Below are 17,573 nucleotides of genomic sequence, written 5' to 3' on the forward strand. Positions count from 1 at the left end.
ATAAAACATCAACATATTTATCATTTACAACTAAATCTGTAATTTTAAAGTGAAAATTATATTTCTGTTTAATTACTTCTATAGGTAAATTTATAACATTACTTAATCCACTATTTCCAGAAGAATGATCTTGAGCAATTAATTTAAAATTCTTTTGAAATGTATCACTATTAGAGAAAAAAGCACCATTAGAATAGGAATAACTAAATATATCCTCTTTTTGACCTTTTTCAACTAAGCTAACAAAACCTACTATTTTTCTTATCTTATTGTTATCTAATGGTTCTATATTCATGTCTAAAGTTGGGATATTGACACCCAACCAATCCGCTTTTTCATAAACTCTAAATGGCTCTATAGACAAATAGTTATTGTAATCATTTTGGTTTATGTAATCAGTATATTTGAATGAATCAATATCAAATTGTTTTATATCCTTTTCGTATTCCAAAAGCCAATTAGACAAATTTTGATCATTACTTAATGCTTTCCTTTCGCGATTGAAAGTTTGGTTTATAATATAAAGATCTGAATATTTAATAGGCTTAATTTCGTTAATATTGTTTTTCTTATAAACAGTATCAACCAACAACCTAACCTCTTTATAAAAACCATCAAAAAGACTATCCTTCGCAATATATTTTGAAACGACATTGTCTGGTAATTCATCAACAATACTAATGTTTAATGGATTACTACAAGATACCAATATACTTGCTATTAATAAAAGTAAAAATTTTGTTTTCATAATTTTGTTTACTAAACTCTAATCTAAGCATAATACCATCAATTCAATAATTTAAAACAAGATGATTAAATAGATTTAATTCAAAAGGCTCTTTTATTATCTTTCTATAGCCTCAATTCATTAACTTATTAAACTCTAATAAGTTTATATTCTCTGCTCTATCAATCTCTTTTCTTAATTTACTAAACCATTTTGTCTTTTTTCCTTTATAATACTTCTTTCTATTTTTTACATAAAGCTGTTCGTACATTCTATCTAAACCAAATACATTACCAAAAATAGTATCCAATTCTCGATACTTCTTACTATGTATTTGACTTTCATACAATGCCCCTTTACATAATGATCTATGAACGAAAACACCATGATACAAATACAGTGTCCTACATTTTAGCTTTGACTTAGGACATTTAAAATAGTAAACCTCCCCTTTTCCCAAATTAGATGGCTCACTGACTATTTCAACATAATAATGTACTGGAACTTCATTATAACTATAATGAAATTTATAGATTCCATTTCCTAAAAAATCAACACTAATTCTTGCTGTGATTTCATTAGTTCTACTACTATTCCAATTAATTACTTGTGTGTATTGCCTAGCACTATTAAAATCAATCAGAGAAAGCTTTTTAAAATCTGATATTGTAAGTCTACGAATATCATCTATTAACAATGGACAAGTTGTATATCTTCCCATAACCTTTTATAATTAATAACCTAAATAACTAAGGAAAACAGTTCATTCATCTTCCTTTTTACATCAAAAAATAAATGCTTTGTTTAAGCTTCACTTTTTTCACATTTTTCACAAAGTCGATATCTACTCCAATCTTGAATTATCAAGAAATCAGCTAAATCCAATCCTCTTTCTTTTTGCTCATTATTAGCATAACGTTCAAGTATATCAGAAAATATAAATCTTGTATTGGATAGCTGACTTTCGTAGTTTAAAGCTTTCTGTTGCCATTCATTATAAGTCTGCTTATTATTTGACAGATCAGGAAACACAAACACATCACGACCTTTTAAAACCTTTAATTTATCAAATGAAAAACTACTCTTATTATAGACCGCTAACCAAATCATATTACTTTCGCTTTCCTCTGGGAAACCAAAATACAAAGTGCCATAAATAGCCGTCTTTGGCGCTTCTACAAGAGCAATTGGATTATTTGGATACTTGCTTAATAAATGTTCCCCAAATAGACAAGAAATACGCTTATCTTGATTAATATATTCTTTTAACCACTTTGGTAAATCCTTGTTATTGCCTTTGTAATGCTTTTCAATAATTGAATGTAAGAAGTCCGTACCTATGGTATGATTATTTTCATCAAATTGTTTCACTTGAATTGCTCTAACATTCTGGTTAATATCAATAAAAGGGAACGTTGTACCTCCTGCCCTATATCCATTAACTACAGTACCTAGTCTATAGATTGAAATAACAGTATTTAAATCACTTATTTTAAAAGGATATAAGACATTTTTACTTAAGTTTTGAATAAACACATTACTTACGTACCGTTCGCTTTGTAATGTTACTTTAAAAACCTCAAAATTGAAATAAACAACCTCTTTCTTTTGTATTGGTCGCTGTGTGTATTGCCTCATTTTTAAACCAATCCCAAAGTTTGGTTTATTATGGTATTGACATCGTGATTCTCTATCACACCTACCAAACTCATAGTCGATATATTGATTTGTTGACGTATCAATATATCGCACATAAGTCTTTTTATCGCAATTAGGACAATGAAATTTTTTGCTACCAGATTCTAAAGTATATTTCATTTTGTGAAAAGTGTGAATTTTGTGGAAGAAAACAGAAACATTAGCTTTTTTATTAAACTCCAATAAATACAATGTTTTGACCAGTCCCAGATTGACGATCAGAAACAAAACCTAAATTTTTCAATTGTTTTGAAAAATTACTCTTCTTAAATGGTAGCATACCATCTTCAATACAGAAATTTTTATACTCAATGTACAAAGCACTCAATCTTTGGTATTCTTCTAAGGACTTTTTATATCCTTTATCTTCTAAGAACATCAACACACTGTTACTTTCACTTTTATAGCGTTCTACTGCTTCAATTACTGCATTACATTTAGTAAATCCCTTTTGCGACAACAAACGATCAAGTCCAGACAAAACCCAATTAAACACACCAGACAATTCATTGTCAATTATCTTATTATGTAGTTCTTTATCTTGTTCATGTTCTGGAATAGTCACATCAAAAGGAATAATTAAAAATCGTCTGAAATAGGCGTTTGTTTGCTCTACATCTTTTGGCAATTCATTACAATTAAAAATAAGACGTGCATATTCTCTTAATGTAAAAGGTTGACCATACGGCAAACGTGCTTCTACTGGTTCACCAGATACCAATTGCTTAAATATTGAAGCTTCTAATTTGCCATTTATCTCACTCGCATAGTTAACAAGTTTGTTTGCAATCTTAGCTCTAAAATAACCGTTATCATTTGTTAGGCTAGATAAAGAGTAATTACTTACATTGTCATCACCTAATAAAGCGTTTACAATCTCAAAGAATACTGATTTACCATTTGCACCAGTACCATAAAGTATAAGTGCTTTTTCCTCTTTAATAGCTTTGTTTCCGTTCTTAATAAACACCAACCCCAAATATTCAGCTAATATATTTTGCTTCTCTTTATCAGGAATAACAGTATCTAAATACTTTTGAAATATCGGTACTGTTGCGGTTTTATCATAAGCAAAAGGTAATTGATAAGTTAGGCAATTCTTACTATCAAAATTAGTAAGCTTGCTTTCATTTGCTGTAATTCTAAAAGTGCCATTCTTTAAATTGATCAACACCGCATCTTTCCTGTTTTCTGGTTCTGGCAAATACGCCATAGATAGGAATTGACGATACAGTTTCTCTCTAAATTCATAGTGCTTAGATGTGAATTTTACGACCCCCATTTTTTCAGATGCTTCACCTAAAAAATTTTGAAACAATTCTTTGTCTACTTCTTGCCAGTACTGACCATTATACAAGTAAATAAAATCGTGTTTCTTACATAAACCCCATTTATTACGATTTGCGATACTTAAAACATTTTCAATACTGATTATCAAGTAATGCTTTAAACCTACCTTATAGCTTTCTATTTCCTTTTTTATAGAATGATATTCATCTGACTGATCTGTCAAATGCTTTAAGCGTTCTTTTAATTCGGCTATTTGCGGAAAGGCTTTATCCTTAAAATCAATTGGCTGAACTTGTTCTAACAAAACACATAGTAATTGATCATGTAGTATTACATTACTATTAGTCAATTTCTCAAAATGCTGTTTGATCGTTTCTGGATTGTTTAGATTATCAAAATTTGGGTTGATATTATTAGTTTCCATCATTACCCCCTTTCTCAAATAGATTAAGTTGATTAGAATTTGATTTTTGAAACTTTACAAACTCTTTAGGATTGGTACTTAATAAATGTGATTTATGGAATGTGTAAGGACAATTAAATCCATCAATAGACTGAACTAATAAACCAGCTTTTTCAAGTGAACGTTTATATCGTGTACCTGCTTCTACTGGAATAGTCAAAGCTTCACAAATAGCTTTATTGGTTGTGGTTACATATCGCAACCCTAGATAATAAAGCCTATCCTCTGTATTCTCTTTTTTAAGCTGAAAAAAGCTTTTATTAAGGGCTTTTTCCAAAGTTTGTCTAATCGAAGTAACTAAAAATTGCTTATCTTTGGTTGAATTTAAAGATATTGAGGGGTTGCAGTGGTTATACATTGTTAACCCCTTTCTTTTTTAGGTAAGATTGAGCATCTGCTTTAATTTCTTCGTTTGTTTTCCTTTTACCTGATTTAATCCATTCGGTCAATTCAGTTGACGAAAAATACAATCGTCCGTTTTTCCTTTGGTGAGGAATTTCTCGTTTAGCTACTTTGTTATAGATAGTTTGTTTACTTAGATCAGTAATCAACATAGCCCCATCTACGCCGAAAAGCTTTTCTTCGCTTGGCTCTGGTTGGCTAGATAACTTCTTTACTACTTCATCAGCTATTAAGCTGACTAGATTTTCGATTCCAATTGGACTTAAAACAATATTATGCATATTAAATAATTTTGATATGCATCAAATATGAAAAGGGAATTTCGTGGGGACTATTAGGGATTTTTCCCTATCAATCCCTTATTTTCTAAATACTTACTTAATTTTTCATAATCATCTGATAAATCTTGTAACACATTAAGCCAATCTTTGGAAATAAATTTCAAATACTTTTCAGAATTCAAATCAGTATCATGTACAACTTTTACTGCTCTATAAAATGTATCTGGTTTATCAAATCCTCTTTTTTTACCTACACCAATCAAAGAACTTTTACTTATACTTTGATCAATGGGGTTTATAGGAATTAATAAGTCATTAGCGTACAAATCGAAAACATAGGCTAATGCATCTTCCTTTGCAGTATATTTTCTTCCTCTGTTTTTAACACCATCATTGATTGAAGCTTTAGCTTCAGTCTTTTTAAGTTCTTCGAATTCCTTTTGATGACTAGTATTAGTCATTTGTTCAATTTGATAAATTAAGCCATTTAATATGCCATTTTTAAGTGATATTTCATCTTGCAATTCATGTACAAAATCCCAGTTAACTTCTGAATTTTCAGGATAATTAACTGAAAAATAACCTTCTAAACACATTTCTAAATCAAACAAATCTCTATTGTCGTATTCATTATTAATAAACTTAACATAAAAAGTGCCGAAAAATTCATAAAGCTTTTTAAAGGTATTAAATGATATAAGTCTATTCATACATTTTTCTAGCTGTTCATCATCTAGCAACATTATTTCATTAATTGCATCACTCTGTAAATCCCTTAAATAATTCTTATCGGTAAGTGTAACGCTTAATAAATCTACTGCTTTAAAAGTCTTTTCTAAGCCCTTTGGTGCTTCAGATACTTTTACTTTACCAACACCAGGAACTAAATAGCAATTCTCCACAATCAGATTTAAACGCTTAAGTTCTTTAAGCAATAGATTAAAATTTGATATCGAACCACGAGATGAAACTGTTGAGTCAATTTCACTAGAACTTGATGTAAGGTTTCTAGTAATCAACTTATTAAGGTTTAAATTAAAATTACGTTTTAGTGACCTCCATTTCTCACTATCAATTCTATCATTATATTTATTATTGATACAGTATTGAATCTCAAAATAAATGTTGTTATCTTCACTTAAGAAATACTGAAAGAACTTTTCTCTAACATAAAGGTTGTCTACTGCCATAATCCTTGAATAAAAATCATACGCAAAAACTTCACTTTGTTTAATGTCAAATATTTTATTTTTATCCTCAGAACTATTTATATCATCTATAACATATTTCTGCATATCAATGAATACCTTATCTAATTCTTTAGATAATTTTATCAATTGTGTTTCATGAAGATTATTGATATAACAACTTGGATCTAGAACCTCATCAAGATGTTTATTAATAAAGTCATTTAACAAATCAGTAGCTTTCACAGATTCATTAGAATATAATTCTAAATAACTATCAAAATCATGTATTAAGGGTGCTCTTTTAAATTGCTCAAATAAATAATTATAGATTACACTATCACCAAGTAGCTTTTTTAAAAATAATGGAAAACTTTTATCAACTCTATTACTTGAAATCTCTCTATCAAATAACATTTTTAAATTCCTTTTCATACCCTTAAAAATTTAATTTAATCTTATTAGCTGCCTCTCTTTTCTTATCATCCAAAACCTTAGTATAAATTTGCGTTGTTTTAACGCTCTTATGACCTAACAGCTTTGAAACGGTATAAATATCTGTTCCATTATCTAATTGCAATGTAGCGTATGTATGACGGAAATTATGAAAGGTTATATTCTTAGTTATTCCAGATGCGCCGATCCATTGCGCTAAGTGCTTATTGCTATAAGCTGAATACTTCAAACCTTTGAATACTTGACTATCATCTTTATCAAAATCACCTAATAAGTTATAAGCTTGTTCACTGATATAATGATTCTCTACACCTTTTGTCTTTTGTTGGGTAAAAGTTAAATAGTAACCAGTACTATCATTGTTAACCTCATTACCTTTTAGCTTTACTATATCAGAAAACCGCAACCCAGTCAAGGCGCTAAATAAAGATGCACGTTTCAACACATCATCGTTACAAGGCGTATTTACTAATCGTTGTAATTCTTCAATAGTTAAAAACTCTCTGCGTGTTTCCTCTGCTTTAATTGGATCAACACGTCCGTTTATATCAACTTGTAAAAAACCATCTTTAAAAGCTTGTTTTAATGACTCTTTGACTTTATTAAAATATGAAAGGGCTGTATTTTGTGCTAAGGTTGTTTTATCTGATTTTATACTTTTAGCTGTAAGCAAATATTCTTTAAATCCGTTTATTGTTCTTTCGTCAATATCTGAAAACTTCAATCCATTAGTAAAGTATTCTTCTAAATACATCAATACCGTTTTCCATGTTTGGCGGTTACTGTCTTTCTTTTTTCTAGTCAGTATTTTAAAATATTCGATAAAATCTTGATCACCTATTTCTTTAAGCTTCAAACGCTCTTTTTCAAAAGGGGAATAAATATCCTCTTTACGTATTTGGTTGATGCGGTTTGCTAATATTTCGTTTGCAGTAGCTAATACAGATTTATTAAAATCCTTTTCGGCTTGACCTTTTGGCTTTTCCCAAATGTAGAGTTTTAAAAATTCTTGCCTTTTCTCTTTACCCGACTTCATATCTTTAATAGGTGGGTAATAATCAAGAAACAAACTTAAACGTCCGTTATCCCTTTTACGTTTTCTTAGTTCTACTCTAGTCATTTGGTTAATAGTTTATCAAGTTCAACCTTTTCAACAAACACGTATTTACCGCTTTGATGCTTTCTAATGTTATTTCGCTTTATTGCACTATACAAAGCCTTTTCAGATAGTCCAGTATATTGTTGAGCTTCCGACATAGATAAGCTGTTATTTATATCAAAGGGCTTTTCAAATTGTAGAATTTCAGTTTTTATAATTGGCTTATGTAATGATAATAAATAATTATCAATTGATTTTCTATTAATCAATCGTTTCTTTTCTGACAATTGGATAAAAGACAATTTACCACTATCTAAAAGCTTATAGACATAAACACGACTACATTGTAATAATTTAGCCGTATCACTTGGATTAAGAAATTCTAAATTTGAAACGTCTTTGATAAACTTAACCTTATTCTGTTTTATACTTTCAGTTTCTTTGTTAGATTGGCTTATCTTCTTTTCCTTTTGTCTTTGCTTATAATTCCGTTTAGCACATAGATCACCGCAAAACCTTGTAACAGTTGTTCGGGCTGTAAAATCATTACCGCAATGCTCACAAACTCGAATAACTGTAATATTTGAACTCATATTTTAAAAAGTATAATTTCCCCCTATAAAGTGTAAATTATCTGTAAAAAGTGTACAAAAGTGTAAACTACATCGGCATTACCGCAACAAAATTACACTAAGATAATAGACAAGCAACACAAACGCAACAAATAATAAGTAAATATTTCCATAATAGAAATAAACTAACTTACTTTGAAGTAATAAAAAAGCCTCATTTAGAGGCTTTAAAGTAATTTAAATATTGTTTTTGTATTTATCAATTTACTGCGGTTACTTTCCGATACAAAATTTAGAGAATATATTATCTAGAAGATCATCCGTCGTTACGGTACCTGTTATTTCACCGAGGTGATGTAAAGCTTGGCGTATATCCATTGCTAAGAAATCCGAAGTCACAGGATTGTCGATACCAAAAAGCACACGTTCTAAAGACGACTGTGTATGCTGCAATGCTTCGACGTGACGAATATTGGTAACCATCACATCATCCGTATTTATATTCGAAAGATTCACTTGGCGGAGCAGCTCCTCTTTGAGCTCCTCAATACCAATCTGCTCTTTGGCGGATATATATAAAGGCTGGAGTACAGCATATTCATCACGTTGTTGTGCTGTGATAAGGTCCGCTTTATTGATGATCGTCACAAAAGGAATATCCAAAGCTTGGACCTCAACAATTTGTTCCTGTACAGCTTCTATTTTATCCTGCATAGGATCAAACAAGTAGACAATAAGTCGGGCCTGCTTCATCTTCTCCATGGTACGCTCTACCCCTTTGGCTTCGATCACATCTACCGTTTCACGGATCCCTGCAGTATCAATAAATCGGAAGGTAACGCCATTGATATTGATTTCATCCTCGATGGTATCACGTGTAGTACCTGCAATATCAGAAACAATAGCACGTTCTTCATTTAATAAGGCATTCAGCAAGGTAGATTTACCGACATTGGGCTTTCCCGCAATAACGACGGGTACGCCATTTTTCAGCACATTGCCCTGTTCAAAAGAAGAGATTAATTTATTAATAACAGTATATATCTGTTGGATAAGATTTTTAAGTTGGTCACGGTTTGCAAACTCCACATCCTCCTCGGCAAAGTCAAGCTCCAACTCAATAAGGGAGGCGAAGTGAACTAAATCCTCACGTAGCTGTTTCAATTTATTAGAAAATCCACCGCGCATCTGCTGCATAGCAATCTGATGAGAGGCTGCTGAATTAGAAGCTATCAAATCTGAAACCGCTTCGGCCTGCGACAAGTCTAATCCACCATTAAGGAAAGCACGCAATGTAAACTCCCCAGCGCGGGCAGCGCGTGCACCTTTACGAATCAAAAGATTAATCACACGTTCTATAATATACTTAGAATTGTGTGTCGATATCTCTACGGAATTCTCTTTGGTATACGAGTTGGGTCCTACAAACAAAGACACCAAAACCTCATCCACAATTTCTTCCTCATCACGGATCGTCCCGAAATGAATGGTATGTGTAGCTTGTTTCGTAAGATCTTTTCCTTTGAAGATAGAATTAACGATGCTTATCGCCTGTGCGCCCGAAACACGAACCACAGCAATAGCACCTTGCGCACCTGCTGATGTTGCTAAGGCAACAATAGTATCTTGTGATATTAATCCATTTGTAGACATACCGCAAAAGTAAGGCTTAAAAATGAAAATAACTTACTATTTAAACTCTTAAACAAGATTATTATCGAATTTTATACCTAATAGTACGCTTAAAGTAATTATAGAACTATATCTATAGCCTACAAAGATTTAGAATTGTTTAGCAGCCACATAAATAATAATATGACCGGTCCTACCGATTGCCATACATTGCCTTGATACTAAATAGGCAATTTATCATCATTTTCATGTTCTATATAGTCTTTACTTTTTGCGAATACTAGCACCAAAAAATTATGCACCCTCACTTCTGTCAAATGCTTTGTTAGCCCCTTAGTATCTTCATAACTGCGGTAGTTTAAAGAGCCTTGTATCATAACTTGAGCACCTTTCTTACCGTATTTTTCTATGCGCTTATTAAGGTCTCCCCATACGACACATTGATGCCAAAGTGTGGCTTCATTTCTTTCGCCCGAAATACTCTTCCCCATTTCATTGGTAGCCACACTAAATGTACTTACTTGTACACCCTGTGCCGTTGTTTTAATTACTGCATCCGAACCCAAATGTCCAATTAATTGAACTTGATTAACTAAACTACTCATACTTTAAAATTTAATTTGTAAATTAAATACATTAACTATTAGTGAACAACATGTGCTCTATAATAATGATGTTTAAACATTACAAAATAAACGATAGCACTGTTTTTGATTCGGGAGATAACTACTTAATATCGATTATAACTGTTTAAAAATAATTATCCAACCCTTAGCGTAAAGATTATGAAAAGAAAAATATGTATAGAATGCCAATTACCAATCCAAGGAAGAACAGATAAACGATTTTGTGATGACTTCTGCCGAAATAGCTACAACAATCGGCTGAATAGCTATCAAAATAATATTACTCGAAATATAAATACTATCCTACGTAAAAATAGACGAATTATAGAGCGTCAATTTGATACAAATAAAATTATAAAAATCAAGCGGAATGAATTATTAATGGAAGGTTATAATTTTACTTATCACACCCATACAATGCACAGCAAGGAAGGACAATCCTACATATTTGTATATAATTATGGTTATTTAGAATTGGAAAATGACTACATCCTTCTTGTATCACAAGACGCGAAAGAAAAATAACTTCAGCAAACAATATTAATTTAATAAATAATATTGTTTATAAATTTTTTTTTCAGTTATTTGAACTTACAATTGAAAAGAGGGAATTAACCTATTCCATGCTACCAATATAAATTTATAAATAAATGAATAATACCGTCACTACCAATTTTGCCAAACTGAAATACCATGTATTTATTGTACCAATTATATTGTTATTGGCTATATTTAGTGTGCTATATATTAATGATGCCTTACAAGGTAATACTTATAGCAATTTTCAAAAGGATTGGTTCATATCCTTGAATACGCAGCTAGCACAATATCCATTGGCATTAAAAAACCTTACCGAATTGGGTGATGGCTTAATTATACTTTCATTTTTTACTGCCCTATTAATCTATGCTCCTAAGTTTTGGGAATCTTTGATCACAGGTTTTATAATTTCTGCAGTATTTACCGTTGTCTTAAAACGATTATTTAGCATTAAAAGACCCGCAGCAACCTATTTAGAGGATCACTTCACGATAATTGGGGACAAACTGACGGGACATAACAGCTTCCCCTCGGGGCACTCGATCACGGTATTTACGGTATTAACTATACTCCTATTTGCTTTTATGCCTAGTCTTTTCAGGCACCGCGTGATGTGGACATTTTGTATATGCACTATTGGCATAGTTTTAATTTCTACAAGAATAGGTGTCGGGGCACATTACCCTATTGATGTTACCGTTGGTGCTATTATTGGGTATATATCTGGTATATTAGGCATTATTATTAATGAAAAATATAGCCTTTGGGGGTGGATTTCTAATAGGAAATATTATCCTTTTTTTATAGCTTTATTCGCTGTTAGTTCTATTATAATAATTACTAAAATACTAGCTATTAACTTAGTTATATTTTATTTAGCACTTTTCAGTTTATTAATATCGCTATATCTCATTATCAACCTATATGTTAAAAAAAACGTTTAAATTATCACAACTCATTTTATTCATTTGTACGCTTAATTTTTTATTCTTTAATTTACCCTTTTGCACGTTTATACTTGAAAACAGCAATTATAAGACGCTGAGTGGCTCAATTTTAATAGCCAGTTTCATGGCAATGATTATTTTGGCTAACTATTTTGTTTTTTATTTATTCTATTCCATCAATTTTTTATTTGGGAGAATTATAACATCACTATTTTTTGTGATAAATGCTGTGGCCGTATATTTTATAAATACGTACAGTGTCATCATAGATGAAAGCATGATCGGCAATATATTTAATACTAATTATGCGGAATCCAGTAGTTTCTTTGCCTTAAAACTCGTACTATATCTTGTATTGTTGGGAATTATACCTTCAATTTTAATTTTTAAGGTTAAGATCCAAAAGGTAAACCTGAAGCTTTTTTTCAAAAATACTGGAATCGCCTTGAGCTTAATTATTATTATTGTTATCGCCAATGCGAACAATATACTGTGGATAGACAAGCATTCTAAAGTAATCGGTGGCCTAGCTATGCCTTGGTCGTATACCGTCAATATTCCAAGATACCTTATTCACAAGAATCAAGAAAACGAAAAAGAAATATTACTTCCTGACGCTACGATCACAAATAAGGAGAAATCTGTCGTTGTATTAGTAATTGGGGAATCAGCGAGAAGTAAGAATTTTTCTTTATATGGATATGATAAAAATACTAACCCTCTATTAGCAAAGACTGACAATCTCTACCATTTTAAGGCTACATCATGTGCCACCTACACAACTGCGGCTGTAAAATGTCTACTAGAGCATCAAAACACGAATGAACTTTACGAAATTCTTCCAAATTATTTAGACCGCAATAATGTCGCTGTAATATGGCGTACCACCAATTGGGGGGAGCCACCAGTGCATATCGATAAATACCAAAAAGCAGAAGATTTGGCTCCTAACTGTAAAGATGAAAGCTGCGCTTATGATGAGATCCTTTTAAAAGACCTCAAACAAGAAATAGTAAATGCAAAGCAAGACAAGATATTAATAGTACTGCATACGAGTACCAGCCATGGACCTACTTATAGCAAAAAATACCCTAAACAGTTTGAGGTATTCAAACCTGTATGTAACTCTGTAGAACTTGCACATTGTTCTAACCAAGAACTTATCAATGCTTATGACAATACAATTGTCTATACAGACTATATATTACACAGTATAATAGGTGAATTGGAGCAACTAAAAGATTATAAAAGCGCGATGATTTATGTGTCAGATCATGGGGAGTCATTGGGAGAAAAAAATCTATATATGCATGGTGTTCCAATGAGTATTGCACCAAAGGAACAATATGAAATCCCTTTTATAGTATGGGTTTCGGAGAATTCAAAGCAGCTAAAACCACAAGAACAGGTATCACAAAATCATGTCTTTCATAGTGTTTTGAATTTCCTTAGCATCAATACCCCTTTTTATAATGAATCCTTAAATATATTTAAGTAAATCCCCTAAAAAAGCTTGGCTTTAACGACAAAAGTCATTAAAGCCAAGCTGTATAAATACTTTAGAACTCGTATTATTAAAATATAATAGGCTCTCCAGTATGTAGACCATTATTTTTAGCTAATACACCACACATATGGAACAATAAACGTGCACCGACATTACCATCCCATTCATCTTCACCTGGTGCAACTTCAACTAAGTCAATACCGATTATATTTTTCTTAGAATCCGCTAATCTTGACAACGCATAGGTCGCTTGCTCATAAGAGATTCCTCCCGGTACTGGAGTTCCCGTATTAGGACAATACCATTGGTATAAAGCATCGATATCAAAACTTACCGCTACATTTTGTGGTAATAAATTGATGATTTCATCTATTTTTTGCTGCCAAGTTTGCCCTTCAAATTCAGCTTTCTTCAAATCCTTGTCTGTATAAACAGCTACTTTATCCGAAGACTTCACTACAGCTACCTCTTGTTCACAGAAATCACGTATACCAACTTGCACTAATTTACTAATTTGTGGCAACTGAATAGCATTATACATAATAGAAGCATGCGAATATGTAAATCCTTCGTAAGCTATACGTAAGTCCATATGAGCATCAAAGTGTAGAATCCCAAAATTATCGTGTATTGTAGATAAAGCTTGGTAATAACCTAATGGCGTGGAATGATCTCCACCCAATAGTATTACCTTTTTCCCTTTAGCATACCATGCTAATACACGCTCTTTCAATTCACTATTCAATTGAGCAGAGGCATTATTAATTTCCGCTAAATCTTTTGCCAATTGTGGGTTCTCCGTAATCACTTCACCATTTTCCAAAGCCGCAATTATAGGTTGCGCTTTGGCTTTATAATATTCGCTTTTCTCAGCCCAATGTTGTGGACCTTCATCCAAATATATTCCTAACTTCCAAAGCTCTGGGTAATCCTGTTGCAATAAATCTACTTGAAAAGAAGCATTCAATATTGCCTCAGGTCCATTAGATGCTCCCGCCCCATAGCTCACTGTTACTTCCCAAGGCACAGACACGACAATAATATCACTTTCCTCTGCCGTAAATGGTAGTCCAAATATACTAGAATCAGCCAAACCGGGCTGTGAAGGGTCAAAATTTGCTATTTTCTCTTGCTTAGTCGACATAATAAAATTCAATATTTTCTATTTTACAAAGATAGAAAATCATACAACAAAAAAGCAATCCGAAGGGATTGCTTGTATCATTAAAAGCTCGTATGTGCTATTTTTTGTAATACTTCATGGCTTCAGGCATCAGCTCCTGCAGCTGCGCTATACGTCGCGCATCACTAGGGTGAGTACTTAAAAATTCAGACTGCTGCGCGCCCGATTTTCCCGAGGCCATTCTTTCCCAAAAAGCGATAGCTTCTCTGGGATCGTATCCTGCCATTGCCATAATAATCAAACCTGCCTTGTCTGCTGCCAATTCATCATTGCGCGAGAATTTCAATTGACTAAGAGGAGCACCAATGCCATACAATTGGTTCATTACATCGACGCCTTTATTCGTACTTAGTGCCCCTGCAGCACCTAATACTTGCGCACCCATTTGTAATACCATTTGGTTAGATGCCTGAGCTACAGAATGCTCTTCGATAGCATGCGCAATCTCGTGCCCCATTACTGTTGCTAAGCCTGCTTCATTCGCTGTAATAGGTAAAATCCCTGTAAATACAGCAACTTTACCACCTGGCATACACCATGCATTAGCATCGTCACTTTGAATCAAATTAAATTCCCAATTGAAATTATAATTATCAGCAATACCTTTTTCTTTCAGATAGCGCATGGTTGCTGCCGCAATATTATTACCTACACGTTTTACGGTTGTAGCTTGACTAGTTCCTGTAATTACTTTAGTCGTCTTATCGGACAAAAACTCTTTATATGCCAATGAAGACTGTTGATTTATCGTGTTACTATCAACTAATTTTAAATATTTTCTACCTGTAATTGCTGATGTTGCACACCCTACTGCTGTAACCGCTAACAAAGCCATAGCAGAATATTTAAATATTTTTTTCATTTTAATAGTATTGATTAACAGTTATATACAAACCTCAAATTAATTTGGTGATTTACGCTTAAAAAGATAGATCTTGGACTCTTTACCTTTCAAAAGTCTTTCGATATTCTTCTGGTGCGTAATAAGTATTAGTGCACATATCGCGATAGCATAAAGCATAATCGAGGGCACCGTAGTCTTAAAAACTAAGGCTAGACTAATGGGGAAAGTAAAACCCGCCAAAATAGAACTCAGGGATACATAGTGTGTAATCAAAAGACACAATACAAATACAGTTACACAGCACAATGCTGCAGATAGATGTATGGCTAAAATCATCCCAAATAAAGTAGCCACTCCTTTTCCACCTCTAAATCCCGCGAAAATAGGAAATAAATGTCCCAATACTGCTATAACACCTAGTGCCAATTGGAAGTTAACAAAATGTGGCGAATTAGGGTCTCCGACAATTGAAGAATCTAATAAATAGGGTAAATTTGTAGCTGTCCATCCCTTTAGGATATCGACAAACATCACAATAGTACCCGCTTTTTTTCCTAAAACACGAAATGTATTTGTAGCACCCGCATTCCCACTCCCATATTCCCTAACATCGACCCCGTAAAATGCCTGACCAAACCAAACTGCAGTTGGAATGGAGCCAAACAAATAAGCTAATATTACTATCCCTATTAAATATATTGAAATCATTAACGTTTCTAATTCTCTATATAAGCTTTGCCTTCAAACTCAAATCTAGACTTTTGACAGAATGTGTCAACGCCCCTACTGAAATATAATCTACACCGGCCAACCCGTAATTACGAATAGTATCTAAGGTGATGCCTCCAGAAGCTTCTGTCAGAAATCTTCCTTTTACGATATCTACGGCTTTATATACATCCTCAGGTGTAAAATTATCAAACATCACGCGCTCAACACCCTCAGTCGTTAATAATTCTCCTAATTCATCAAAATTACGAACCTCGACTTCGATCGGAATATTGATATTATTTTCTTTTTTATACTTTACAGCATTATGTACAGCATTAACAACACCGCCCGCATAATCGATATGATTATCCTTAATCAAAATCATATCATAAAGACCAAAACGATGATTAACACCGCCACCAATTTTAACAGCTTCTTTTTCTAGAAAACGTAGTAATGGTGTAGTTTTTCGGGTGTCCAATACTTTAGCACCTGTACCTTCTAGCTGCTTAACATATTCTGCCGTTTTAGTAGCTATGGCAGACATTCGTTGCATTACATTTAATACCAGTCGCTCAGCTTTTAAGATAGAATGAATCCTACCACGTACATAAAGTACGATCTGCCCTTCCTCTGCCGCATCGCCATCATGGATAAAAACTTCAACATGAAAATCCTTATCTACTTGATAAAATATCTCTACAGCTACGTCTACACCTGCTATTATACCGTTTTCTTTAACTAACAACTTTGCCTCACCTAGTTTATCTTCCGGTAAGGAAGCTAGTGATGTATGGTCGCCGTCTTTTACGTCCTCCTCTAGAGCTTGTTTAACAAAAACAGCTAATTTATCCTTGTATTCTTGCGTCATTTAATGCCAAATATTAAGCTAAGATGAGTAAAAAAAATATATATTTAAGAAAAAAAATAGCTGAAATAAATATTTTAGTACATTTTAAATTCAACAACAGTTGTTTCTCCTTTGATTTCCATGAACTTAACCACGATTTGAAAATTCTCTTTTATAGTCTTAATGCCATATACTACATAAGAAGTAGATTGGCCATTGCCACCATTAGAAACAATCTTAATAGTATTAATTGGATACTCTTTGAAAAAATTATTTAATATTAATTCGGATTGAAACTTGGTAGAGATGCGGTCTTGACCATTCAGAGATAGATTGACAGTGGAACCAAAATATTTTACCACAGCTTTACTATCATTTTTTTTCAAACCCTCGAGAATATTACTGTAAACTTTAGGTATTTGAAAACTAAATAACATGCTAACAACAGTTAAAGAAAAAACATACTTCATCAACTTTTTTATATTATCTTGCTTAGATATCCTCATCATAGTCTGAATTATGTTAGTAATACAAATTTAATTATCTATTGAAAAATTA

At 32.5% G+C, this 17,573-nt stretch carries 19 protein-coding genes and 1 pseudogene; 3 read left to right on the forward strand and 17 right to left on the reverse strand.

Annotation, left to right across the window (positions count from 1 at the left end):
* The 12 genes and pseudogenes from IP023_RS12990 to IP023_RS13040 form a co-directional block, all read right to left on the reverse strand.
* Nucleotides 1-748, reverse strand: a 748-nt coding sequence (locus IP023_RS12990; protein WP_241790823.1) for a hypothetical protein, incomplete at its 3' end; no start/stop codon positions are given.
* Nucleotides 749-860: 112 nt separating this feature from the next.
* On the reverse strand, nt 861-1,448 hold the full coding sequence (locus tag IP023_RS12995) for a hypothetical protein (protein ID WP_241790824.1): 588 nt from the start codon (nt 1,446-1,448) through the stop codon (nt 861-863).
* An 83-nt stretch (nt 1,449-1,531) separates the two neighbouring features.
* Nucleotides 1,532-2,365 carry a DUF6371 domain-containing protein gene (locus tag IP023_RS13000; protein WP_241790825.1) on the reverse strand — a complete coding sequence of 278 codons (834 nt, stop codon included), beginning with the start codon at nt 2,363-2,365 and terminating at the stop codon, nt 1,532-1,534.
* A gap of 30 nt (nt 2,366-2,395) precedes the next feature.
* Nucleotides 2,396-2,545, reverse strand: a pseudogene (locus IP023_RS15960) (PG0870-related protein); the annotation flags it as partial.
* A 52-nt stretch (nt 2,546-2,597) separates the two neighbouring features.
* Nucleotides 2,598-4,142 carry a DNA primase family protein gene (locus IP023_RS13005; protein ID WP_241790826.1) on the reverse strand — a complete coding sequence of 515 codons (1,545 nt, stop codon included), beginning with the start codon at nt 4,140-4,142 and terminating at the stop codon, nt 2,598-2,600.
* Nucleotides 4,129-4,455 (reverse strand): hypothetical protein, encoded by a 327-nt coding sequence (locus tag IP023_RS13010; protein ID WP_241790827.1) that lies wholly within the window; start codon nt 4,453-4,455, stop codon nt 4,129-4,131. The genes IP023_RS13005 and IP023_RS13010 overlap by 14 nt, the downstream gene beginning before the upstream one ends.
* A gap of 73 nt (nt 4,456-4,528) precedes the next feature.
* Nucleotides 4,529-4,861: a helix-turn-helix domain-containing protein gene (locus IP023_RS13015; protein WP_241790828.1), complete on the reverse strand. Its 333-nt coding sequence runs from the start codon at nt 4,859-4,861 to the stop codon at nt 4,529-4,531.
* 53 nt (nt 4,862-4,914) lie between these two features.
* The gene (locus tag IP023_RS13020; RefSeq protein WP_241790829.1) at nt 4,915-6,483 is read right to left on the reverse strand and encodes a hypothetical protein; all 1,569 of its coding nucleotides are present in this window, start codon (nt 6,481-6,483) and stop codon (nt 4,915-4,917) included.
* Between the two features lie 4 nt (nt 6,484-6,487).
* Nucleotides 6,488-7,624, reverse strand: a complete 1,137-nt coding sequence (locus IP023_RS13025) for a tyrosine-type recombinase/integrase (protein ID WP_241790830.1) — start codon at nt 7,622-7,624, stop codon at nt 6,488-6,490.
* Nucleotides 7,621-8,196, reverse strand: a complete 576-nt coding sequence (locus IP023_RS13030; RefSeq protein WP_241790831.1) for a helix-turn-helix domain-containing protein — start codon at nt 8,194-8,196, stop codon at nt 7,621-7,623. Before IP023_RS13030 ends, IP023_RS13025 begins: the two co-directional genes overlap by 4 nt.
* A gap of 252 nt (nt 8,197-8,448) precedes the next feature.
* Nucleotides 8,449-9,828 (reverse strand): tRNA uridine-5-carboxymethylaminomethyl(34) synthesis GTPase MnmE, encoded by a 1,380-nt coding sequence (gene mnmE / locus IP023_RS13035; RefSeq protein WP_241790832.1) that lies wholly within the window; start codon nt 9,826-9,828, stop codon nt 8,449-8,451.
* A 200-nt stretch (nt 9,829-10,028) separates the two neighbouring features.
* Entirely contained in the window at nt 10,029-10,412 is a 384-nt protein-coding gene (locus tag IP023_RS13040; RefSeq protein ID WP_241790833.1) for a single-stranded DNA-binding protein, read from the reverse strand.
* Nucleotides 10,413-10,592: 180 nt separating this feature from the next.
* Between IP023_RS13040 and IP023_RS13045 the strand changes: the two genes are divergently transcribed.
* The 3 genes from IP023_RS13045 (at nt 10,593) to eptA (ending at nt 13,418) form a co-directional block, all read left to right on the forward strand.
* The gene (locus IP023_RS13045; RefSeq protein WP_241790834.1) at nt 10,593-10,958 is read left to right on the forward strand and encodes a hypothetical protein; all 366 of its coding nucleotides are present in this window, start codon (nt 10,593-10,595) and stop codon (nt 10,956-10,958) included.
* Between the two features lie 125 nt (nt 10,959-11,083).
* The gene (locus tag IP023_RS13050) at nt 11,084-11,917 is read left to right on the forward strand and encodes a phosphatase PAP2 family protein (protein WP_241790835.1); all 834 of its coding nucleotides are present in this window, start codon (nt 11,084-11,086) and stop codon (nt 11,915-11,917) included.
* Complete coding sequence (gene eptA, locus IP023_RS13055; protein WP_241790836.1) at nt 11,898-13,418, forward strand: phosphoethanolamine--lipid A transferase EptA; 1,521 nt, start codon at nt 11,898-11,900, stop codon at nt 13,416-13,418. The genes IP023_RS13050 and eptA overlap by 20 nt, the downstream gene beginning before the upstream one ends.
* A gap of 76 nt (nt 13,419-13,494) precedes the next feature.
* Here eptA and IP023_RS13060 read toward each other — a convergent pair whose 3' ends face one another.
* From IP023_RS13060 to IP023_RS13080, 5 genes are all read right to left on the reverse strand, one after another.
* Nucleotides 13,495-14,571, reverse strand: a complete 1,077-nt coding sequence (locus IP023_RS13060; protein ID WP_241790837.1) for an agmatinase family protein — start codon at nt 14,569-14,571, stop codon at nt 13,495-13,497.
* A gap of 97 nt (nt 14,572-14,668) precedes the next feature.
* Nucleotides 14,669-15,472 carry a M48 family metallopeptidase gene (locus IP023_RS13065; protein WP_241790838.1) on the reverse strand — a complete coding sequence of 268 codons (804 nt, stop codon included), beginning with the start codon at nt 15,470-15,472 and terminating at the stop codon, nt 14,669-14,671.
* Nucleotides 15,473-15,511: 39 nt separating this feature from the next.
* On the reverse strand, nt 15,512-16,162 hold the full coding sequence (plsY, locus tag IP023_RS13070) for a glycerol-3-phosphate 1-O-acyltransferase PlsY (protein ID WP_241790839.1): 651 nt from the start codon (nt 16,160-16,162) through the stop codon (nt 15,512-15,514).
* A gap of 16 nt (nt 16,163-16,178) precedes the next feature.
* The gene (nadC, locus tag IP023_RS13075; RefSeq protein ID WP_241790840.1) at nt 16,179-17,036 is read right to left on the reverse strand and encodes a carboxylating nicotinate-nucleotide diphosphorylase; all 858 of its coding nucleotides are present in this window, start codon (nt 17,034-17,036) and stop codon (nt 16,179-16,181) included.
* 74 nt (nt 17,037-17,110) lie between these two features.
* Nucleotides 17,111-17,524: a DUF4783 domain-containing protein gene (locus IP023_RS13080; RefSeq protein WP_241790841.1), complete on the reverse strand. Its 414-nt coding sequence runs from the start codon at nt 17,522-17,524 to the stop codon at nt 17,111-17,113.
* Between the last annotated feature and the right edge of the window lie 49 nt (nt 17,525-17,573).

The sequence above is a fragment of the Sphingobacterium rhinopitheci genome (assembly GCF_022627575.1).
In the GTDB taxonomy this organism is placed as follows: Bacteria; Bacteroidota; Bacteroidia; order Sphingobacteriales; family Sphingobacteriaceae; genus Sphingobacterium; species Sphingobacterium rhinopitheci.